The sequence below is a fragment of the Bacillus sp. GW821-FHT11D08 genome, from assembly GCF_058808515.1.
This window is the reverse complement of the sequence record NZ_JBXARS010000009.1, coordinates 57,532-79,037: the sequence shown is the minus strand read 5'-3', so window position 1 is coordinate 79,037 and position 21,506 is coordinate 57,532. Positions and strand designations below refer to the sequence as shown.

Sequence of the window (21,506 nt, the reverse complement as noted above, 5' to 3'; positions counted from 1 at the left end):
CCTTCTTTTCTAAGATATAGGATATAAATAAGGTTGTAAACACCTTTTTTTAATTATTTAGGATATTTTAATCATTTCTATCTAGTGCATAATGACACAAAATCGGGATATGCAGTGCCAACTGAACTATAGGATTTGGGTTTTGCACGATGTTTATCAGGCAATGTGTTGTTTCACTATTTCTTCGTAAGGTTACCCTTCAAATTTTATACAAATTTACAAGTATTTTAAATGCCTTCCAACAAACACATTCTACCATTGATGCGAACCACAATTCTATATACTTCTTTATTTTTATGAAATATATAGAATTGTGGTACAGCCCTATTAAAGGGCTGTTTCATTTATTTCAGAAGAGACAACATTTTTGCTTTCGTTTTCGGTCCGTAAATTCCATCAGCAGTTAACCCGTACATAGATTGGAATCGTTTGACTGCGTTTGCTGTTTTCGGACCGTAATAGCCATCTATTCCGTTGTTCTTTGCTCCTTTGTCCGGATAGTAATAAAGAGCCGCCAAAGCTGTCTGGATCTGTTTCACGGCCGTTCCCTTAGTTAAGGGGCTTGTCACTTTAAAAACGCCTGATGGCAGCGTGTAAGATGATTTTTTGCCTTTTGTTGGAGAGCTGGCCGAGTCCGTCTGCTTTAATACTTGGCCGACTTTGATAAAATTCGGGTCCTTGATACTGTTCAACCTTTGCAGGGTCGCCATGCTCACGCCAGTTTCCTGTGCAATGACAGAAAGAGTATCGCCTTTCTTGACGGTGTACGTCGCCCCGCCTGTCTTGGTTTCTGTTTTTGCTGATAAGGGCTGGGCGATGCGATGTGCGAACCACGTTTGTTATGAACTGTCCTGGTCCTTCATAAGTTTTTTGATCAGCCATCGCTCGCCAGCTGTGGCTTTTCACAATCTCCGTTTTCGTTTAGGACGGCTATATGCAAGCAAGCCGCCCAACAAAAAAATAAACAGGCATGCTGCCTGTTTATTTTTTTATAACCACCTGCTTCTTAAAACAGCCGTTTTAAGCTTTTCTTGAGTGACGGCATTTCGATTTTTTGGTTTTCAAAGAAGTTTTTCAGCATGTATTTGCTGAAGCCCTTCGCTTGACCGTAAGTGATTTTTCCCGGAAGCGGCGGCTCGTCGCCGATGACGGCGTCGATGACGACCGGCTCATTTGAGTTGAGCGCTTCATGAAAAGCGGGAGCCAATTCCTCGTGTTTCGTCACTTTGATCCCTTTTGCCCCGCAGCTTTCTGCAAAAGCGGCGTAATCCATATTTTGCAGCTGGGTGACGTAGTCAATGTTGCCTTTGACCCGCTGTTCATATTCAATCATGCCTAAATTTTCGTTGTTTAATATGACAACCGTAATCGGCAGTTTATATTTAACAGCTGTCGGCAGATCCTGCATCACCATTGAAAATCCGCCGTCTCCGCAAATGGCGATGGACTGCCGCTCAGGTTCGGCAAGGCTTGCGGCAATCGCTCCCGGAAGCCCGCACCCCATCGTGGCGAGCCAGCTTGAGACGATAAAGTCCTGCTTCTTCATTTTAAAATGGCGGGCCATCCACACCGTAACCGTTCCGACATCCACTGACAGGACGGCGTCCTCTGCGGCCGCATCCTGAAGCCGGGCAATGACCTGCTGCGGCTTGAGCGGATGAGTCGCTTCGGTTTCATCCTTTTCGATTTCCTTCCACCAATGCTTCATGTGCTCGGTGCAGGCGTCCAAAAATCTTCTGTCTTCTTTATATTCAATGTATTCCGTCAGCTCTTTCAGCCCCAGAGCCGCATCACTGACGATTCCCGCATTGACGGGATAGCGCTTGCCGATTTTCGCCGGATCCGAATCAAGCTGAATGGCGGGCGTATCATCCGGGAGATAATCCCTGTATGGGAACGATGTGCCGAGCATGATCAGCAGATCGCATTCCTCCATTGCTTCGTAGGCGGGCTTTGTGCCGATTTGCCCGAGATTCCCGAGAAAGTGGGGATGGCTGTCAGGCACGACGCCTTTTGCCGGAAGGGTAATGACAATCGGAGCGGCCGCTTTATCGGCGAATGCGAGCAGCTCCTCTTTTGCTGATTTTAACCCTTGGCCGGCGAGAATGACCGGTTTTTTTGCGTTGTTAATATATTGCGCACATGTCACGAGATGTTCTTTTTTCGGCTCTATATCAGCTTTGAGGTATATCGGCGATGTGTAAACCGGCTCCCGTTTGATTTTTTGCGCGAATAAATCATCAGAAACAGTTAAAACGGCAACGCCTTTTTTGCTGTAAGCCGTGCGGATCGCCTGATTCAGAAGATCGGGCAGCGCTTCTGCCGTATGTACTTGCTGGTTGAATACCGCCACGTCCTCAAACATTTGCTCTAATTTGATTTCCTGAAAGCTGTCACGGCCGATTTCATCGGAAGCCACCTGTCCCGCAATCGCCAGCACCGGAACGCCGTCCGCTTTGGCGTCGTATAAACCGTTCAGCAGATGAACGGCCCCCGGTCCTGCGATTGAAAGGCAGACACCGATCTGGCCGGTCAGTTTTGCCTCAGCCGCGGCTGCCAGGGCTGCGACTTCTTCGTGCCGGGTTTGGATGAATGTCAGGTTATTCCGTTCATGTCTCAGTTCTTCGATAAATTCATTAATGCTGTCTCCGGGAATGCCGTATATATGACCGACTCCCCATTGTTCAAGCAGCTCCGTCATTACGTGTCCTGCTGTTTTACTTGGCATACTGCATCCTCCTTTTACCTGTATTCATCCCCTTTTTCATACAGGTTGAAACACGAGCTATACTCTCAGCTTTTTTCTTAGCAGATCAAGGATGGATAACAGATTTCGGTCTTTAAGGACTGCCTTTTGATTTGCCGCCCCATTGAGTCCGTCTTTTATTTGCCGTTTTCTGTTCGGCACCATGAACAGCGGCAGCCGGTTTGGGGAAAACCAGCGTAAAGCGGCGGTTTCCGGCCCGTTCATCAGCGGAGTTCCCCCATTAATGGCTCCGATGAATACATGTTGTGTATCTTCAAATGCCGGCCTTTCATACTCACCGGCTTTTTGCAGGATGGTCACGTTATAACCGGTTTCTTCGAAGGCCTCTCTGACGGCTGCGGCTTCAGATGTTTCACCTTCTTCAATCCTGCCCCCGGGCAAATCCCATAAGGGAATGTCTTTTCGTTTTACGAGCAATATGTCCCGCCCGTCATTTTGTATGATGACAAAAGCGCCTTGTGCCATGTTGTCCTCCTTTACAAAAAAGACCGCGGCATTTTAGCCTGCGGTCTTTGCCGTTACTTTTTAAAATGATACGGCAGGGTGGCGACGATTATGTCCTTCTTCCAAAACAGCCGGACGCGGAGCAAGAAGGCTGATTGGTTGTGAAGGATGGTCTGCCAGCGTTTTTTCGTAATGAATTGCGGAAACAGCACCATCACGGAGAACTGTTCTTTTTTCGCTTTCTGTTCGACCGTTTCCAAAAATTTATCAAACGGGTGAACCAGACTGCGGTATGAGGAATGCAGGGTGACGAGGCGGACACCGTTATGAAGCTCTTCCCAGCGCTTTTCCACCTTTTTTTCGTTTTCTCTGTCAAAGGAAACATGAACCGCAATGACCTGATCCGATAATGATTTCGCATACTGAATCGATTTTTGGACGACGGTGGTGACACCGGCGACAGGCACGATGACGACGGTTCCCCTGATTTCCTCAGGCTGCTGATCAACGACCCGCAGCTGTTCGCCGACCGCGGTGTAGTGATTTTTAATGACGAAAAACAGCATGACGACAGCAGGCATGAATAACAGCACTGGCCAGACAAGATTGAACTTCGTCGCGAATAAAATACACAGCACCATAAATGAAATGGCGGCGCCGCATGAGTTGATCAGCATTTTTACCGCCCAGCCCTTCGGCTTCTGCCTGATCCACTTGATGCACATTCCCGTCTGCGACAGCGTAAACGGGATGAACACGCCGACAGCATAAAGCGGAATTAAATGTTCCGTGCGGCCGCCGAATAAAAGAATGAGCAGGATGGACGCGATACCGAGAAAGATGATTCCGTTTGAAAATCCTAACCGGTCGCCTCGTACCGTAAACATTCTCGGCATATACTGATCGCGCGCTAAATTAAACGCCAGCTGCGGAAATGCGGAAAAGCCCGTATTCGCCGCAAGCACGAGAATCAATGATGTAACGCCTTGAATGAAATAATACACCGTATGGCGTCCGAAGGTTTCCGCGGCGATTTGCGAAATAACGGTCTCGTTAGGCTTCGGACCCGTGCCGTAGCCGTACGCCAGCACCGTAATCCCCGTAAATAAGATCGCCAGCAGAATCCCCATCATGGCCAAAGTGCGGGCCGCGTTTTTTGCCGGAGGATTTTTAAAGGCCGGGATCGCGTTTGAAATGGCTTCAACACCGGTCAGTGCCGAACAGCCCGAAGAAAAGGCCTTCAGCAATAAAAACAGCGTGATGCCCGCCACAGGTGTGCCGATCGGCGTGTGTTCGGCCGGATGAACCTGGCCCGTCATGAGTTTAAACAGCCCGACGACGATCAAAAGGACAAGCGCCGCCACAAACAGATAGACGGGATACGCCAAAATGGACGCCGACTCTGACAGTCCTCTCAAATTTAAAATCATAATCAGAATCACAAGCAAAACAGCAATGAGCAAATGATGCGGGTGCAAAGCCGGAAATGCCGATGTAATCGCGTCAGTTCCGGCAGAAATGCTTACCGCCACCGTCAGAATATAATCAACAAGCAATGAGCCGCCCGCAATCAGGCCCGGCTTCTCACCAAGGTTTTCTTTTGACACCATATAAGCGCCCCCGCCTTGCGGATAAGCGTAAATAATCTGTCTGTAGGACAGAATCAAAGCAAGCAGCAAAATGAGAACACCCGCTGCGATCGGAATGGAATACCAAAACGCGGCCGCGCTTACCGCAGCCAAAATGATCAGAATCTGTTCCGTTCCGTAAGCAACTGATGACAGCGCGTCTGAAGAAAGCATGGCGAGCGCCTTGAGTTTCGTGAGTTTCTGCTCTCCGGCAGCCTGTGATTTCAGCGGTTTCCCAATCAAAAATCTTTTGATTGAATGGTACATTTGTTGTCTTCCCCTTTTTTTCATTTTCCGTTTGATTTACAAACCCTTACTGCTATGATGTCTCCGAATGCTGATTGCATGCCATATTTCAGCACAGCAAAAAGACACAGAGGCAAACGGATGCCCCTGCGCCATAATCGTGCACAGGTTTCATTCATCTCCTCTCATGAACGCTTACGAGGTTAGCTGTCGGATTCGGGCTGATGAGAGTTGGCCCTACCTGAAAAAGGATTCACCCCAAGCGGCATCACGCGCCGCAAATTGGTTCCCCCGCTCTGATTACAGATTAAGCGATATAGATTATAAAAGAGATCATACTCCCGTCCCGTTCAGTTGTAAAGGGGCTTTTATGCTGTTTCAAAAATAAAAAAATCACCGCCAAAAATGGAAATAAAAATACAAAAAAAGAGGCCTGTTAACGGCCTCTTTTTCCTTCATTACTCTTCGCTTTTTTCATTATCCGCTTTCCTTTTTTTCCTTCTTGCCGTCAGCCAGATCAGACCGGCCGCAATGATCATAAGCGCCGCGAAAACAGCAATATACGTAACGTTCAGTGCTGCGGACCGGCTCTTCGTATCAACCGCCGAACTGCTGTCATCGGACTTGATTTGCTGATGGTTCGAAAACAGCTGCCGGCCGGCTGTTTCGTTAATGACAGTTGCGGCATCGCTTGTGCTGTCTAAAAAGCTGATCAGCTCTTTTGTGACAGACGCGCCGCTTCCTGATAACGGAGCAAAAACAGCGATGCTCCGGCCGGAGTCCCAAGGTGATTCCTGGGTAAACGCGACTTGTTTCGTCGTCTCATTAAGCATCTGAAACGAAGAAACATCGTACGCGCCGCTGCGGTCTGACGGCACGAGAAGCTTAGAGGCGTTTGATTTCAAAAGCGGAATTTGCGGCAGGCCTCCGATAAACACAACATTCCGGCCTTTGGCATCCGTTTCCTTCATGTCTGATGCAGTCTTTACGGTAAAGCCGTTTCCGAATGAATCCGCCACCAGAGAAAGTTCTTTCAGTGTCTGTATGTTTACGCCATCCGGGATGACGATCACTGTTTTCTCTTTCCCGCCGCCCGCAAACGGGAGCGGCCATTGCCCGAAATCAGCTTTCTGCGCCGTATCGCTTACCGGATACGTCAGCGTGCTGCTTTTATCAATATAGACCCATTTGTTTTCGTCACGGTCGATACACGGATTGTTATGTTTCAAACCTGATGTGACAAATTGCAGATCAATGTACCTGCTGCTTCGCAAAAGCTTCGGATCAATCGGGATGGAGACGTGGTAAAAGCCGTCTTTATCTTTATTGCCGAGATCATCAAGACGCACCGCATTCGGCTGTCCGTTGACCGTGACGTTCAGCTCCGCTCTCTCGGCGTCATTTGCTGAATCCGCCTTCGTCCGGATCGATTCCGACGTCTTTAATGTAAGTGAAAGCTTGACCTTACCGTCTTTATCAACAGCGGCCGCCGCAGGGTAAAAGAAGTGCTCTGACGCCGTTTTGTTTGATCCGACCGTTACATTTCCCGCGCCGAAGTCCTCTAGTGTCAGTTTATTGCCTGTCTTTTCCGCAGCGGGCTGAAGGCGGCCGATTGTCAAAGTATCTCCGCCCAGCTGGCTTGAATAAGCGCTGTCTGTGATGACGCGGATTTTATCCGTCAGCGTTTTGTCTGATTGCGCCGTGACAAACAGGACGGGCTGCCGTTTGTCCCCTGATGTCAGAACCCGTTCAGCGAGAAGAAGTTTGTTGTCTTCCGCTTTGATGTTCCCGCGTTCGAAAAGTTCTTTTATTTTCCCGTTCCAATGCTGATCAGCGCCGATGACAATTGACGGATTGCTGATTTTGCCGGCGTCGGATTCTTTTACATAGGATACCTTCAGCCTGCTGTCTGCCGTTTTCAGAAATGCTTCTGTTTTGACTGCGGCTTCAGCTTCCGCCGAGGTCGGTTTGTCAGGAAGGATAATATCGGTTTCTTCACCCGTATTGCCTGATTGGGCAAACGGATACGGGAAATGGCCGAGATCCGCTCCCTTTGACTTGCTTGCTTCTGAAAGCACAAGGCGGCTGTCCGGATAAATTTTTATCCAGTTGCCTGACGTATCCTGCCTGACGCAGACGCCCTCTTTTAATACGCCGTAAAATCGTAATGATACATTGTGATAGCCTTGGGCGGATTGGCTTTTGCTGAGATTGAGCTTCACCGTTTTCCGCTTGGAACTGCCGTCAAGCTTTATGGATTTGACGGGTTCATCATCAATGGCGATGGTTAAAGAAGACGGGGCAATTAATAAGTTTGACGCCTCGTAATCAATCAGAAGCGACTGATCCGCATTCGAAGCTCCCGCAGGAATCTGATAGGTCAGCTCTGCGCTGTCTTTCGCCCCGTACAGTGTCATCAGATCGCCAGTCAGCGCCTGCTGCTCTTTTGCGCCGGCGCTTGTTCCGAGGGCGGAACCGTCCGTTTTCAGTTCCCGGGCCGCGGCCGCCTGCCCGTTATACATCAATAGCAAAAGGCCAGTTATCAATATGATCGCTTTTTTCAAAAAGGTCACCCGCTTTTATTTTGATTGTATCGCTCCGTTTTGTACCACTTGACTTCCTGCTTGAACAAGCGGTGCTTGATCTCTGTGAATAATGACCAGATGACGAGCACGATCCAAGCCTGGGAGTATGTAAAGTACATCAGAAATACGATAAAGAAGTTTTGTTTGTTCATTTCTGTTTTTTCAATGCTTAAAGTAATCATGACCTCAGTCATAAACAGGAAAAAGGCCAGTATCCACAAAATCATCGCCAAAAACCCGACTGCCAGATGCAGGTCGTAAAAAAGATTGATGATAAAAATCGTGTTTGACATGATCACACCGAAGAAAAACAAAAAATACGTAAAAAAGAAATAAAACAGATCGAAGATGATCCGCTTGCGTTTCAGCTTAAAAAATTGGGATAAAAACTTGAGAACAACGTATTGGTTGCCGCGCGCCCATCTTGTCCGCTGACGCCACCACACCTTCCATGTCTCAGGCTCCTGCTCCCATGTCACAGCCGCCGGGAAAAAGCGGATATGATAGCCGAGATTATACACGCGGATGGTCAGCTCGGTATCCTCCGCCAGCGCCTTATCATCCCAGCCGCCGAGCTGTTCGATAATGCTCCGCCTGATCGCGAAGTTCGTTCCCGGGATGGTGGCGATTTTGAACCATTTCCATCTGCCGCCCTGCGCCATCCACTGAAAGCAGATGGTTTCAATATTGATAAACTTCGTCAGGATCGTTTTGGCCGCGTTGATGACACGGAATTTCCCGACAACCGCTCCCGCTTTCTCATCATTCATCAGACCGAGAACCAGGTAGTACACCGCCATTTTTTCCGGCGTATTGTCCGCATCATACACGCAGATCACGTCTCCGTTCGATTCCGCGAACCCTGAGTTCAGCGCCGAAGATTTTCCTTTTCCGGCGTTCGGGGGCTTTGTGATGACCATTTTAATGAAGTCATACTGACGCGAAAATTCATTGACGATGTCTCCCGTCCGGTCGGAGGAATTATCATTAACGACGATGATCTCAAGCCTGTCTTTCGGATAATACAGGTTCACCATCGCCTTCAGCGTCTGCCTGATGACGACCTCTTCGTTATGCGCGGGAATGAGCACGCTGACCTTCGGGAGCTCCCCCATCTTTGCGCGCCATTTCGGAATGTTCCGTTCGAAGGTCATATAATGCCTGAATCCGCCCTGCATCAGAAACATGTGATAGAGAAGCATCACCCATATTAAACTTAATGAGATAAAAAACAGAATGTTACTCAAGGCTCCTTCTCTCCTTAAAGATTCGTTTTTTTAATGTGGCGCGCAAATAAAGAACGTAGCAGGCGAACATGATGATAAACAATAACACCACGCCGGAGAGAATCCAAAGCGCTTTTTCCAGAGGCGTCTGCTGATGGTGATTGAAAAAGGCCGTTATCGGATGAATCTTGTTTTCCACATGAATGGTTCCGTCTCCGTCCGTTTTGATCCTGACGCTGTCCGACGTTACCGTTTGCTTCGTTTTCTTCAGATCGAGCCACTCGCCGCCGGGAATCCGCTCCATCTGATTGACGAGCTCGGGGAGGTATTTCATGCCGAGATACGGATGGTAGAAACCGCCCGCCACTCCGCCGCCGAAATCAATCATCTGCGAAATATGATTCTCCATATCTCCGAGCGGATTTTCCTTTGAGTTATCGGCATAACCGATTGTTTCAGGGTACAGCGTCATCCCGTCCAGCATAGCCGGCTTTGAGACGAACGGAGGGGCGCCCGAGGTTTTCCACGTCGTGCCGCTGAGCTGCACTTGTCCGAAAATGCTGGAGAAATAAGAAGATGCGATTTTGTAGCCTTCTTCAGACATCGTATAGTGCGGCGCTTCGAATGACAGCGGGTAAAGGCCGAGCTCTGTCAGATCGTCAATCGCCTGCTCCAGCTTCGTTCTCGTGTAGATTTTTTCTTTTTCACGGAAAGGCTTCACATACGCCCGGTACGCTTTTTCATTCGGAAAATCCTGTTCCTTTTCAAGCTTGACCGGAGTATCATCCGCATTTTCTGACGTAATCGGCTGATCCGCTTTGGCATCCCAAAATTCAAAGCCTTCTCCCGTTTCGCTGTATCGGTATGCGTGCGTGTAGCCGTGAATAATGATGCTGCCGCCCATTTGCTGAAGTTTTTTCAGGACGCTGACCATTTTCGGTTTGTCCGCCAAGTATACTTTTTCTCCGTTTTCCGGATTGAGATAGACCGGAATGACCGCCAGAATAAACGGAATGTGTCTTTTATGCAGGTAAGCGCCCGCTTCGTAAAGCAATGTTTCATCTGACATCGGACTGATGTCTTCAAGCCGCAAATAAAGGAGGGTGCCGCCCGCTGATTCTCCGAATGCGTTGCGCAGCGCTTTCGCCGTCAGAAACGAATCATTTAACAGGCTCGTCACACCGAAATAATAGTCAGAGCGCGCCGTTTTCCACATAAAAGGGCGGGTGCTGCCGTCACCGGACCGGTATGTATAAAGGGGCTTTCCTTTTACTCCCGATACGCCGAGCACGGACATCCCTTTTTCAAGCGGCATGTCTGTTTTTTCTTCTTTGCCGTAAATGCGGTATACCGTTTCTTTCTCTGTCAGGGACAAACCCGCAAATTGGCGGAACTGTCCGGCGTTATAGCCGATGCTGATAAGCTGCTGCGGCATGCTGCTGATCAGAGACACGAATGATGTGCTGAGCTTTTTTTTCGTGACGCCGTAATAGATGACGCGCCGATTCTTTTTGAGGTCCGCGGCTGTGATGTCTCCGTCGCTTTTCACGGTGACGGCGGATGAGAAATGGCCCGCGGTCAGATCAAGCATTTTGACCTCAGCGGTTTCTTTGCCGTCCGTGCTTGTATAAATAATGAGAATGCCGTCCTTTTTGTCTTTTGCTTCCGCCGTAAGGGGAACATAAACCGCCGAAATCATGAAGAGCGCCGAGAGTAAGAGACGTATCCATTTAGAGTTCATTCATCATCATCTCGTTTTCCAGTTCATTTAAAAATTGCTCGGCCGTTTGTAAATCCTTTCGGTACGCCAAGTAACATACACGGAAGGTGATGGAGACGTATTTACCGTTTTGCAGCCGATACGTATCCAATTCCTTTTTCAGCTTCGCCAGAACGGCCGGCATGTGTTCTTCAGGCGTATGGGTCAGCACGATGCCGAACCGTTCGGCGGACGGCCTGAATTTTTTGTCTGTTTCCCGAACGCTTGACCGGATTTGGCGGCTGATAAATGCCAGCAGGCGGTCGGTCTCTTTTTCTCCGTAGAGGGATTTGAATTCCTTGAAATAATGCATGTGCAGCAGCAAAAAGACGAAGGAATTGCCGTAGCGTTCCGCCCGCTTGATCTCCTCGGAAAGCTCCAGCTTCATCCGCAGATGGTTGTCAAAGCCGGTCACCCTGTCGACGGCGACAAAGCTCGTAATCTCTTCACGCAGCTGTTTCACTGAGCGCTCAAGCCCCTTCGCCAACTCGTGAATCCTTCCCGCTATGTAAGAAAAGACGAGCAGCGCAATCCCCCAAATGACCAGCACCTGCAGACTTTCGGCACCGGCAGACGCCATAAAGCTTCCGGTCTGAAACCACAGGAGCAGGCTGCCGAGAACAAATAAGACGAGTAAGGTGATGACGAGCGCGTAGATTGCCCCGAACCATATGCCGGCTCCCGTGACAAGCAATGTGATGCAGGTTATCAGAAGCCCTGCGGATTGCTGAGACGCATAGTAAATAAAAAAAGACAGCAGCACCAGCATAACTGCTGTGTAGCTGCACAGTTTTTGTGATTCATTGAATGATATTTTCATTAAACAATTTCCTTTCAGCCAGAAGCGGCAGCAGGTTATCGAAAGAATGTGTATCGCCCCCGCTCATATAGCCGCCGTAATCAGGTTTCAGCGTGTCCAGTGTTTCAAATGAAGTCATTCTTTCATAAAGCGGCTTGATGACAGCCGGATCAGCTTTTTGTTCTGCTAAAAAAAGAACGGCCAGGGCGTAAACGGACGGTGATTCGTATTGAACCACCGGCTCCTTCGTGTCTGCGCTGTATCGTCCGTACAGCTGTCCGCGCGACTTAAATTCCTTTATAATCCATTTCGACAGCACAGCGGCTTTGCCATCGCCCCGCTTCAGATTCACGGCGGCATACAGCTGGTCGATAACATTGACTTCGCTGTCATATTTGTATTCCTTAGTTTCGGTATTGAACGATTTCGGCAAAAAACCATTTTTCAGGGGCGCAAGATTGAGAACATCGAGGTTCCGGTTTTCCGTTTTCTCATCGATAATCCCCTTTTCTCTGAGCATCTGTAAGGCGCCGGGATCGACATAGGACAACGTCACGGTCTTTGACGCGGCATTTGAAGCGGCATCATAATAATCCGTAAAATACCCGTCATTCGTATTGTATTTTTCCAGCGCCTTCCCGATCTGCACCGCTGTTTTCCCGTATTCACTGTTTCCCCATAGGGTTCCGGCCTCATTCAGACAGTTCATGATTCTGAAATCGTCAATTAAGGCATTGGTGCCGCTCGCTTTATTCCCGTCAATCTTCCACGACACGAGCTCGTTTTTCGTCAGAAACGAATCGGTGAGAAGCTGATATTGCGCTTGAAACTGCCGTTCATCTTTCCTGTTCAGCAAAAATGCCATCCATAGTCCGAGAGACTCTGATAAATATTCCGGCTCACCGGTTATGTTCGTCCGGATCATCCCCCGCCCGTTCATCAAATTATGATAAATAAAATGCTCTGCGGGCTGAAGCGGTCCGGACGGTACGGCTGCCGCCTGTTTTTCAGTGCCGGCCTCCGCGCACCCCGCCGTCAGAACGATCGAAATCAAAAGGATCATCAGACGAAAAACGAATTGCTTCACAGTCCATCCTCCTATTTTATAAATCCTTTTTTAGACCCATATCTTATTTTTTCACAAAGTATTTTTACTATATAGGAAACGATAAAAGAATACTAGCATTTTTTCACATTGGGAAATTTTAAATGGGAGCGCCGTCTGCTCACCTTTTCCCTCTTCGTCTGGATCGTATTCCCATTACAGTTAAAAACACAACAAAAGGCAGCATTTCTTTACAAATGCTGCCTTTCTCTGATCTATTTATCCAGGCCGAGTTTTTTCAGCTGTTCTGCCAGCGCGTTGTTCATCGGCTCCTCTTTGTTTTGGCTTTTCATATAAGAGTTGATGTCCCGCTTGGATGCGCGTCCGGATTTATCTTTCGCCTTGCGCTTTTCAAAGACGGACAGTTTCTCCCGGTGGCCGCATACACATGCGAAGGTTTGGCCTTCGCCCTGGCCGCGAAGCTCCATTTTCTTATGACAGTTCGGACAGCGGGCGTTTGTTTTTCTTGCCAGCGTTTTCCGGCTGCCGCACTCACGATCCTGACATACGAGCATCGTGCCGCGTTTGCCGTTGACTTTAAGCATCATTTTGCCGCAATCAGGGCAGGCGGTGCCTGAAATGTTGTCATGTCTGAAGGTTTGGCTGCTGTTTTTGATTTCCTTCACCGTTTTGCCCGCATATGTTTTCATGTCTTTAATGAACACGGCGGATTTCAGTTTGCCCGCTGCGATGGCGGAAAGCTTTTGCTCCCACTCAGCGGTTAAGGCCGGCGATTTTAAATCTTCCGGGACGAGCTGTAAGAGCTGCTTCCCTTTTGACGTGATGAAAATATCTTTTTCTTTTTTCTCGATTAAGAAACTGTTGAACAGTTTTTCAATAATATCAGCGCGGGTGGCGACTGTTCCGAGTCCGCCGGTTTCACCCAATGTTTTCACAAGGTTCTTCTCTTCTCCCTGCATAAAGGCGCTTGGGTTCTCCATCGCGGATAACAGCGTGCCTTCATTAAAGCGCGCCGGCGGTTTCGTCTGTCCGCTCGTTTCTTTCAGTGATGAGACAGTGAGGCGCTGACCCTGCTGAAGATCCGGGAGCGTCTGGTCTTTGTCTTCCTCATGATCGTCGTCATCCTCGTACATATCATACACGGCTTTCCAGCCAGGCGATTGAACCGTTTTCCCTTTTGCGGTAAATGTTTCGCCGCCGATATCGGCTGTGACCTTTGTTTCTTCGTATTCGAACGCCGGCATTAACACTGCGAGAAAACGTTTGGCAATCAGGTCGTAAAGCTTTCGTTCTTTGTCGCTGAGGCTTGAAAGGATCAGCGGCTCCTCTGTCGGAATGATGGCATGGTGATCCGATACTTTCGCATCATTGACGAATCCTTTATGCGCTTTGACGCCCCGCTTCAGTATTTGATTGACGTACTGTGCGTACGGCTTAACTTCCATGCCGTTTAAACGGTCTTTTAAAGTCGGCACGATGTCTGCGGAAAGGAATCTGGAATCCGTCCGCGGGTAAGTGACAAGCTTATGCTGTTCATACAGCTTTTGAAGCACCGACAGCGTCTCTTTTGCGGAGAAACCGAAGCGCTTATGAGCGTCCCGCTGCAATTCCGTCAAGTCATAAAGACCGGGAGCGAAGCTTTTCTTCGCCGTTTTTTTCAATTCTGAAATGACCGCCGGCTTTCCTTGGAGATCTTTTGCCAAACGGCCGGTCACCGTCTGATCGAATGTTCTTGTCTGCTTTGTTTTTTTATCCTGCCATGTCAGCGTCATCTGATCAGCAGCCGCACGGAGACCGTAATAAGGAACGGGTTTGAACGCCTGAATGTCCGCTTCACGCTTGGCGATCATCGCCAATGTCGGAGTCTGGACGCGTCCGCATGACAGCTGCGCGTTAAATTTTGTGGTCAGCGCGCGGGTCGCGTTGATGCCGACGATCCAATCCGCTTCCGCTCTGGCAACGGCGGAATGATACAGGTTTTCGTACTCTTTTCCGCTGCGGAGCTTTTGGAATCCTTCTTTAATCGCCTTATCTGTCACAGAGGAAATCCACAGCCGCTTAATCGGTTTGCGGACGTTTGCCTTTTCGATAATCCAGCGGGCCACAAGCTCCCCTTCCCGTCCTGCGTCTGTAGCGATTACGATCTGGCTGACGTCTTTCCGGACAAGCTGAGCTTTGACCGCATTGAACTGTTTTCCTGTTTTTTTAATGACGACGAGCTTCAAAGGCTCCGGAATAATCGGCAGATCCTCAAGCCGCCATGATTGAAATTCTTTGCCGTATCCTTCAGGGTCAGCGAGCGTTACCAGATGCCCGAGCGCCCATGTGACGATGTAGCGGTCGCCTTCAAGATATCCGTTTCCTTTTTTATGACACTTCAGAACGCGGGCCAAGTCCCGGCCGACTGAAGGTTTTTCAGCTAATACAACTGTTTTTGACATGCTTTTCACTTCTCTTTCTTTCACAATCATCCTGTTATTATAACAGACTTCCTCACGCTCTCTCTAATCGAGGACGTTTTTTGTGTCAATTTCTGAGAAAATGACGTGGGTCACGGTTTGGGCATACGGAGAGGTGCGGTTGATGAAGTGTTCGATCGTTTCCAGGCTGTCCGCGTTCATCTTCAGCATATAACACGCCGCCCCGGCGACCCGAAAACAAAATTCAATGTTGGGAATGGATTGAATGTAGGTTTTAAATTGATCGTATTTTCCGTTTTTCACTGTCGCTTCGACAATGCAGGAAACAGGAAGCCCGATCTTTTTTTGATCAATGTCCAATGTATAGCGCTTAATGACGCCGAAGGATTCAAGCTGTCTGACACGCTCTGTGACGGACGGAGCTGACAATTTGATTTTTCTGCCCAGTTCCCGCATGGACAGGCGGCTGTCCCTTTGGAGCTCTTTGATGATGCTCAGATCCACATTATCTAGTTTCATGACTGTAGTCCTTCCTTACCCTTTTGGCTATATTATCAAGAGAAATCCGAAAAATGACAAGAACAACAGGCTGAAATCATGAAGGTTTTTTCAGGAACAGACGCGAAATGGTCATATTAGGACTGCCCTTTGCTTATAGTATAGAGGAAAAAAGATGTCCGACAGGAGGGAGCTGTATGTTACACACGCCTATCGGCAGACTTCGCACGATGGGGTTTATTGAAGGAATGTCGCTTTTGGTGCTGCTGTTTATCGCGATGCCGCTGAAGTATTGGGCTCATCATCCGCTCGCCGTCACCATTGCCGGTTCCATTCACGGCGGTTTGTTTATCATTTATCTGGCGGTGCTGGCGTATGCGGCGTTTACTGTCAAATGGCATGTGAAATGGTCAGCCGCCGGTTTTATCGCGGCCTTTATTCCGTTCGGTAATTTTATTTATGATCGCGGCCTGAGAAATTATCAATAAAAAAGCTCCTCTTCTGCAGAGGAGCTTTTTTCATGCGTTACATCCATTTCGTCACCCAGGCGATATAATAAGCGCCGGGGATGAATACGAGCTGGGCGAGAAGCGTACCAGCGACCCTTGATGTGACCATCGTCAATGATGTCCATTTTAAGGAGACGTAGCTGCGCTTGCCCTTCGCCACATCGTCTGCCAGTACGGAGACTTTCGGGTCAACAAACACAGCCAACAGCATAGTCGCAACTCCGTTGATTAAGCCTGATGCCATCACGGCGGTCGTGCTGTGCTCAGGCGCCAGAAGGCCGGCGTACAGAGCGGACAGAACACCGATCGTGTAAATAGACGTAATGACCATATTAATGACAAACAAGCGTTTCGGAATCATTCGGAATTGAAGCCCTTTTAAATAGGAGACTGACGGCAGTCTGATATAAGAACGCGCATGCTTCAGCCCGTTCAGTGAAAATCCTTTTTTAAATACCTGCATGACGGAGCCTCCTCCGTCCGCCAAGTGTATAATCGCCCTGGAGAATAACGCGACGAATGTCGGCAAAAGACAGATGCCGAGCATCGTTCCGACCGTGGAGCCGAATATTAAAAATCGAAACTGGGCGCCCACAAGAGACAGGGCGTTTGATCCGGCGGCATCAATCAGATGTCCGGTAAACGGCTGCTGAACCATGTTTGACATGCGAGACACGATGACCATGACATTAAATAATGACAGTGCGGACGCGATAAATCCGACTCTCGCGCCGGAAAGCCGTGTTGCATAGGCAAGCGTTTCAATCGAATGTATCAGCAGCAGAAAACAGAAGATAAACAGTACTTGTGAAGTAATAACGTGCAATGTATGATTCCTCCAAATCTTTTCTACTGATTAGACTCTGCAGACTGCGGCGAGGTTTCGGCCGTTTACATAAAAAAACCGCCCGGATGTCCGGCGCGGTTTTGTCTTATTCTTTTCTTACGCAAATAAATAATATATGGTTGCCCGCCTTAGCCCGCGGGTGATTCGTATTAACAGTTCCGACAGAATCATTCTTCGAAAGTAAACACCATGGAAGTTCTTGAACACAAGACAACGAAAGCCCTACCTCTCAATCGTCACTGCGGCTCCGAAGCCGCGCCGGTGTGAATTGTAAAACAAAAAGTCTTTTTTCCATCTCTTCGTTAGGGGCGAATGTCAGAAGGAAAAGAATAAGCTCAGCTTTTTTCAAGCTGTCCATTGAAGCCTGAAGCTTCTATATCAAAACAGAAAAAAGAAGTTTACTTTCTTTTTTATTTGCATGTTGTCACTTAGCAATTAAGTATAACAGATTGCCCCTGAATGATCAAATGATTTATTAAAGTTCCAGCTCGGCCGGCGTTTTTTCACCTGCGTTCATGAGCTTGATCTGCTTCGGTTCAATTTCAAGAATCACCAGGTTCGGATCGTCTTTTCCGTCAAACCAGCGTTCCAGTTTCGGACCCCACAGCTTTTCTTTTAAATCGGCTGAGTTGTTCAGCTTGGCGGTTCCTGCCACTTCCACATAAGCGTCTCCGAATCCTTCACAGTCATACCCTAACAGAATATGAACATTCGGATTGTTTTCAATTTCTTCCGCTTTATGAGTGTCTTTGCTCGTCGGCGTGTAAATCGTTAAGCCGTCATGGAAAAATGTCATGTAGCGTGAATGCGGTTTGCCTTGCTCTACCGTCGCAAGCGAACCGACTTTATGATGATCCAGTACTTCAAGCACTTTTTCTTTGATTTCATTTTGATTCATGAAGAATCACTCCTTTTTAACGTCTCCGCTTTTACTTTTCCACATTGGGGAGACATTTAAACCAAGAAATGTGCTCTTCTGCCGATCTTCGCTCCATTCCCGCTTCAGCATGCTGTAGTTCACCGTGTCATGATAGGCGCCCTGTACGAAAATGCCTTCTCTCGTCAGTCCTTCTTTCTGAAATCCGAGCCGCTCCGCCACCGCCCTGCTTTTCATGTTTTTTTCAGCCGCGCTGATCATAATGCGGTTCAGGCCGAGATCCTGAAATGCATGGGTGATGACCGCCCGGCAGCTTGCGGTGATAATGCCGAATCCTTCATGCTCTCGATCCAGCCAGTAGCCGATCTCTGCTTTTTGATTGGCTGTATCGACATTATGGATGCTGATCATGCCGCAAAACCGGCCCTTCACAAAAATTCCGGCGTCAAACCCATTTTCTTCCGCGTATTTATAGCGCCATTCGGGGATGATCACATCGCGGTACGTATCGATATCAGCCAGGTCTTCCGCCCAGCTGAGCCATTCGCTGAGATGGTTTTGATTTCGCTTCATAACAGAATACAATTCGTCCGTATCTTCTTTGGCAAGCAATCTGATCGTCAGGTGTTCCCGGATTTGACAGGAAAACACGACCGCACCTTCTTTCCTTTATTAGCCATTATACAGGTAAATTCATTTTTTTCCATACAAAAAAAGATGAGGCGTGCAGCCTCATCCTTAAATGCGCGGGTCGGTGAAAATGTCGTGATCATCCGTGCTTGTCGATGACATTTCCGTGACGACCGCCCCTTCTTCTCCCGCTTGAAACCAATGCTTCGTATCCGGCGGAATGGTGTATTGTCCGCCCGGCTCAAGCACAATCTCATGCCAGACGGTGTAGTATTCCTTGTCTTCTTCCGGCGGGAGGACGCTTGGGTTCTCTGTCTTTTCGCCTTCCACGTAGAGATACACCTTCCCCCAGCGGCAGCGGAATGTCTCTTGTTTTCCCTTCTCGCCGCCGACCGGCGGATGACGGTGTTCCGGACACGTCTGGCGCGGGAAGAGCACCAATTCTTTCGAACAGTAGCGGTCGGTATTCACGTAAATAAACAGCTGAAGCCCGGTTTCCTCAAGCTTGCCTAAGCCGTAATCCATGATTTGAATGTCTTCGACTTCATTATCAGTCAGAACGATTCCCGCTTTTTGATAGTATGCATTCACATCATGTTTCGATATCGTCATGCTTCAGCCCCCTTATGTGTTTACAAATTTGCCGCCGTTGACATGCAGCGTCTGCCCGGTCATATAAGATGATTCATCTGAGGCCAAGAGCACATAGCAGCCGACATGCTCAACAGGCTGGCCTGCCCGCCCCATCGGAGTAGTCTGACCGAAGGAAGCGACTGTTTCTTCTGAGAATGTCGCCGGAATGAGCGGTGTCCAGATCGGCCCCGGTGCCACGGCGTTGACACGGATACCGTCGTTGACGAGCGCTTGCGCCATGGATCTCGTAAAACCGTTAATCGCGCCTTTTGTAGCCGTGTAGTCAATCAGCTGCGGATTGCCTGTGTAAGGATTAATGGATGTCGTATTGATGATCGCGCTGCCCGGCTTCATGTAATCAATCGCTTTTTTAGTCAAATAAAATTGTGAGTAAAAGTTTGTTTTAAAGGTTCTGTGAAGCTGCTCGCTTGTGATGTCTTTAATGCTTTCTTTCGGATGCTGTTCCGCGGCGTTATTCACGAGAATATCAAGACGCCCGAATTCTTCAACCGTTTTTTCAACCGCTTCATTGCAAAAGTCTTCCTCACCGACATCGCCGGGGATTAACAGACATTTTACGCCTTCTTCTTCCACTCGTTTTTTTGTATCTTCCGCATCACCGTGTTCATCAAAATAGACGATCGCGACATTTGCGCCTTCCTTCGCGTAAGCAACCGCTACGGCGCGTCCGATACCGCTGTCGCCCCCTGTGATAAGTGCGATTTTTCCTTTTAATTTATCAGCGCCTTTATATTCTTTGTATTCATAAACAGGCGCCGGATTCATTTCGTTCTCAATGCCCGGCTGGCGGTTTTGTGATTCCGCCGGGAATTCCTTCGGATAGTTTTCCATGTCAAGTTCCTCCTTCTTGTTCGATCTCATATTTCTTGTCTACCTCGGCTGTCCTCCGGATAAACATGATTGAGACAGTTCAAAACGTTTTCGGAGAAAAATGTTTCACATGGAACGCAAGAAAAAAACCCGGCTGGCAGCCGGGTTTTTGTTTTCAATTATGAACGGACCGCTTGTTTGCGGAGCACGTCTTTTCTCACTTTTCCAAGGTTGTTTTTCGGAAGTTCGCTGACGAACTCAATGTCCGGAATTTTAAAGGCGGCAAGACGTTCTTGAAGGAATCGGGTCACTTCTTCTTCTGTCAGACCTTCTCTGCCGTTTGTCACGATGAACGCTTTCGGTTTTTCGCCGTAAAGCGGATCAGGGATACCGACAACCGCCGTTTCGAGAATGCCCGGCACTTGCTGAATGACCTCTTCAATCTGGTCAGGATAAATATTGTCGCCGCCGTAGATGATGACATCTTTATACCGTCCGGTGATAAAGATAAATCCGTCTTCATCCACATAGCCGGAATCGCCGGTATGGAACCAGCCGTCTTTCAGCACTTTTCGTGTCGCTTCTTCGTTACCTTCGTAGCCTTTGAATAAAAACGGACTTTTCACAACGACTTCTCCGATTGAACCTTGCGGAAGGAATTCACCTGTTTCCGGATCTACAACGCGGACGTCCACTTCTTCCATCGGTTTACCCGCGGAAGCGGCTTTATCCATTCCCATTTGCGGATTCCAAGAGCTGATGCCCCACGCTTCCGTGCTTCCGTATCCGTGCATGAGCGGAATGCCGATGTCGAGATACTGCTGGATCAGACTGCTTGGCACCTTTGTTCCTCCCGTCATCATATAAACGATAGAAGACATGTCAGTCTGATGCGTTTCCCATGCTTTCAGCAGGTATGTGAAATAGACTGGCAGCGCCATGATGGTTTGAATTTTTTCTTTTTCGATGAGCTTCAGGTTTTCCACAGGGTCCTGATTGTCTGTCATAATGAATGTCGTTCCGCTCATCGTGCCGACCATCTGGCAGATAATCGCGCTCGTATGGTAATTCGGATGGCATGCTAAGAAGCGGACATGCTGCATTCTCCCCGTGTATGCCAATGTCGCGTTTACGTAGTTGTATATGCCGCCGTGAGTGATCATGCAGCGTTTCGGATTGCCGGTTGTACCTGAGGTAAACATCAGCAATGCCGTATCGTTTTCAGACACCGTTTCGACGTCCGGTATTTCGCCGGAGCCTGTCAATAAAGCGTCAAACTCAGGCGTTGTCTCCGCAGCTGTTCCGGTCTCGACCTTCAGTTTAAGGGAAGATGCAAGCGCAGGAAGCACTTCTTCCATAATCTCTTTAAATTCAGTGCCGTAAAAAACAGCTTTCGGTTCACAGGCTGCTAAAATGCCCTTCATTTCGTAAGGTGTTAATTGCCAGCTGACCGGCACAACTACCGCGCCGATTTCGAGTGCCGCAAACATGACAATGGATGCCGCGTGGCCGTTTTTGCAAAGCATCGCCACTCTGTCGCCTTTTTTTATTCCTTTATCAAGAAGCGCTTGTGCAAGCTGGTTGATTCGTTTTCGATATTCCGCGTAGGTCAGGGTATGCGCACCGCTTTTTACAGCTTCAATCTCTTCGCTATTTGAAATGTCATGCAGAATCAGATGCTGTAATGTCTCCATATTTTCATCTCCCATAATGATAAATCACAAAAAAACTCTGTCAGATT

17 protein-coding genes, 1 pseudogene and 1 riboswitch are annotated in these 21,506 nt (G+C 48.4%); of the genes and pseudogenes, 1 reads left to right on the top strand and 17 read right to left on the bottom strand.

All coding sequences use genetic code 11. The features are described from left to right. Positions 1-344: 344 nt before the first annotated feature. From AC1RRX_RS16865 to lrpC, 11 genes and pseudogenes are all read right to left on the bottom strand, one after another. Positions 345-599: pseudogene (locus AC1RRX_RS16865) on the bottom strand (peptidoglycan-binding domain-containing protein); the annotation flags it as partial. 407 nt (positions 600-1,006) lie between these two features. Continuing rightward, positions 1,007-2,728: a pyruvate oxidase gene (locus AC1RRX_RS16860; RefSeq protein WP_014416943.1), complete on the bottom strand. Its 1,722-nt coding sequence runs from the start codon at positions 2,726-2,728 to the stop codon at positions 1,007-1,009. 57 nt (positions 2,729-2,785) lie between these two features. Then, positions 2,786-3,232, bottom strand: a complete 447-nt coding sequence (locus tag AC1RRX_RS16855) for an NUDIX hydrolase (RefSeq protein WP_007410188.1) — start codon at positions 3,230-3,232, stop codon at positions 2,786-2,788. 53 nt (positions 3,233-3,285) lie between these two features. Beyond that, positions 3,286-5,106 (bottom strand): APC family permease, encoded by a 1,821-nt coding sequence (locus tag AC1RRX_RS16850; protein WP_007410187.1) that lies wholly within the window; start codon positions 5,104-5,106, stop codon positions 3,286-3,288. A 156-nt stretch (positions 5,107-5,262) separates the two neighbouring features. Next, a riboswitch (cyclic di-AMP (ydaO/yuaA leader) is annotated at positions 5,263-5,409 on the bottom strand. A gap of 134 nt (positions 5,410-5,543) precedes the next feature. Continuing rightward, a complete protein-coding gene (locus AC1RRX_RS16845; protein ID WP_144464918.1) occupies positions 5,544-7,649 on the bottom strand; it encodes a cellulose biosynthesis cyclic di-GMP-binding regulatory protein BcsB in 2,106 nt (701 codons plus the stop codon). Between the two features lie 5 nt (positions 7,650-7,654). After that, the gene (locus AC1RRX_RS16840) at positions 7,655-8,917 is read right to left on the bottom strand and encodes a glycosyltransferase family 2 protein (RefSeq protein ID WP_017419244.1); all 1,263 of its coding nucleotides are present in this window, start codon (positions 8,915-8,917) and stop codon (positions 7,655-7,657) included. Next, entirely contained in the window at positions 8,910-10,637 is a 1,728-nt protein-coding gene (locus tag AC1RRX_RS16835) for a DUF2334 domain-containing protein (protein ID WP_085341739.1), read from the bottom strand. Before AC1RRX_RS16835 ends, AC1RRX_RS16840 begins: the two co-directional genes overlap by 8 nt. Then, on the bottom strand, positions 10,627-11,475 hold the full coding sequence (locus AC1RRX_RS16830) for a diguanylate cyclase domain-containing protein (protein ID WP_085341738.1): 849 nt from the start codon (positions 11,473-11,475) through the stop codon (positions 10,627-10,629). The genes AC1RRX_RS16835 and AC1RRX_RS16830 overlap by 11 nt, the downstream gene beginning before the upstream one ends. Continuing rightward, a complete protein-coding gene (locus AC1RRX_RS16825) occupies positions 11,456-12,541 on the bottom strand; it encodes a lipoprotein YdaJ (protein WP_144464916.1) in 1,086 nt (361 codons plus the stop codon). Before AC1RRX_RS16825 ends, AC1RRX_RS16830 begins: the two co-directional genes overlap by 20 nt. Positions 12,542-12,774: 233 nt before the next feature. Then, on the bottom strand, positions 12,775-14,961 hold the full coding sequence (locus tag AC1RRX_RS16820) for a DNA topoisomerase III (protein ID WP_003156261.1): 2,187 nt from the start codon (positions 14,959-14,961) through the stop codon (positions 12,775-12,777). 63 nt (positions 14,962-15,024) lie between these two features. Further along, entirely contained in the window at positions 15,025-15,459 is a 435-nt protein-coding gene (gene lrpC / locus AC1RRX_RS16815) for a transcriptional regulator LrpC (RefSeq protein ID WP_007410180.1), read from the bottom strand. A 176-nt stretch (positions 15,460-15,635) separates the two neighbouring features. Between lrpC and AC1RRX_RS16810 the strand changes: the two genes are divergently transcribed. Next, positions 15,636-15,926, top strand: coding sequence for a DUF3817 domain-containing protein (locus tag AC1RRX_RS16810; protein ID WP_003156265.1), 291 nt, complete (start codon positions 15,636-15,638; stop codon positions 15,924-15,926). Positions 15,927-15,963: 37 nt separating this feature from the next. Here AC1RRX_RS16810 and amj read toward each other — a convergent pair whose 3' ends face one another. The 6 genes from amj to AC1RRX_RS16780 all read right to left on the bottom strand — a co-directional run bounded on the left by amj (position 15,964) and on the right by AC1RRX_RS16780 (position 21,459). After that, complete coding sequence (gene amj, locus AC1RRX_RS16805; RefSeq protein WP_012116831.1) at positions 15,964-16,773, bottom strand: lipid II flippase Amj; 810 nt, start codon at positions 16,771-16,773, stop codon at positions 15,964-15,966. Between the two features lie 496 nt (positions 16,774-17,269). Then, the gene (locus AC1RRX_RS16800; RefSeq protein ID WP_015239169.1) at positions 17,270-17,692 is read right to left on the bottom strand and encodes a pyridoxamine 5'-phosphate oxidase family protein; all 423 of its coding nucleotides are present in this window, start codon (positions 17,690-17,692) and stop codon (positions 17,270-17,272) included. A gap of 6 nt (positions 17,693-17,698) precedes the next feature. Then, positions 17,699-18,322, bottom strand: a complete 624-nt coding sequence (locus AC1RRX_RS16795; RefSeq protein WP_015239168.1) for a GNAT family N-acetyltransferase — start codon at positions 18,320-18,322, stop codon at positions 17,699-17,701. A gap of 87 nt (positions 18,323-18,409) precedes the next feature. Continuing rightward, positions 18,410-18,913 carry a D-lyxose/D-mannose family sugar isomerase gene (locus tag AC1RRX_RS16790; RefSeq protein WP_007410308.1) on the bottom strand — a complete coding sequence of 168 codons (504 nt, stop codon included), beginning with the start codon at positions 18,911-18,913 and terminating at the stop codon, positions 18,410-18,412. 12 nt (positions 18,914-18,925) lie between these two features. After that, positions 18,926-19,786, bottom strand: coding sequence for an SDR family oxidoreductase (locus AC1RRX_RS16785; RefSeq protein ID WP_144464914.1), 861 nt, complete (start codon positions 19,784-19,786; stop codon positions 18,926-18,928). 158 nt (positions 19,787-19,944) lie between these two features. Further along, complete coding sequence (locus tag AC1RRX_RS16780; RefSeq protein ID WP_144464912.1) at positions 19,945-21,459, bottom strand: class I adenylate-forming enzyme family protein; 1,515 nt, start codon at positions 21,457-21,459, stop codon at positions 19,945-19,947. Positions 21,460-21,506: the final 47 nt, after the last annotated feature.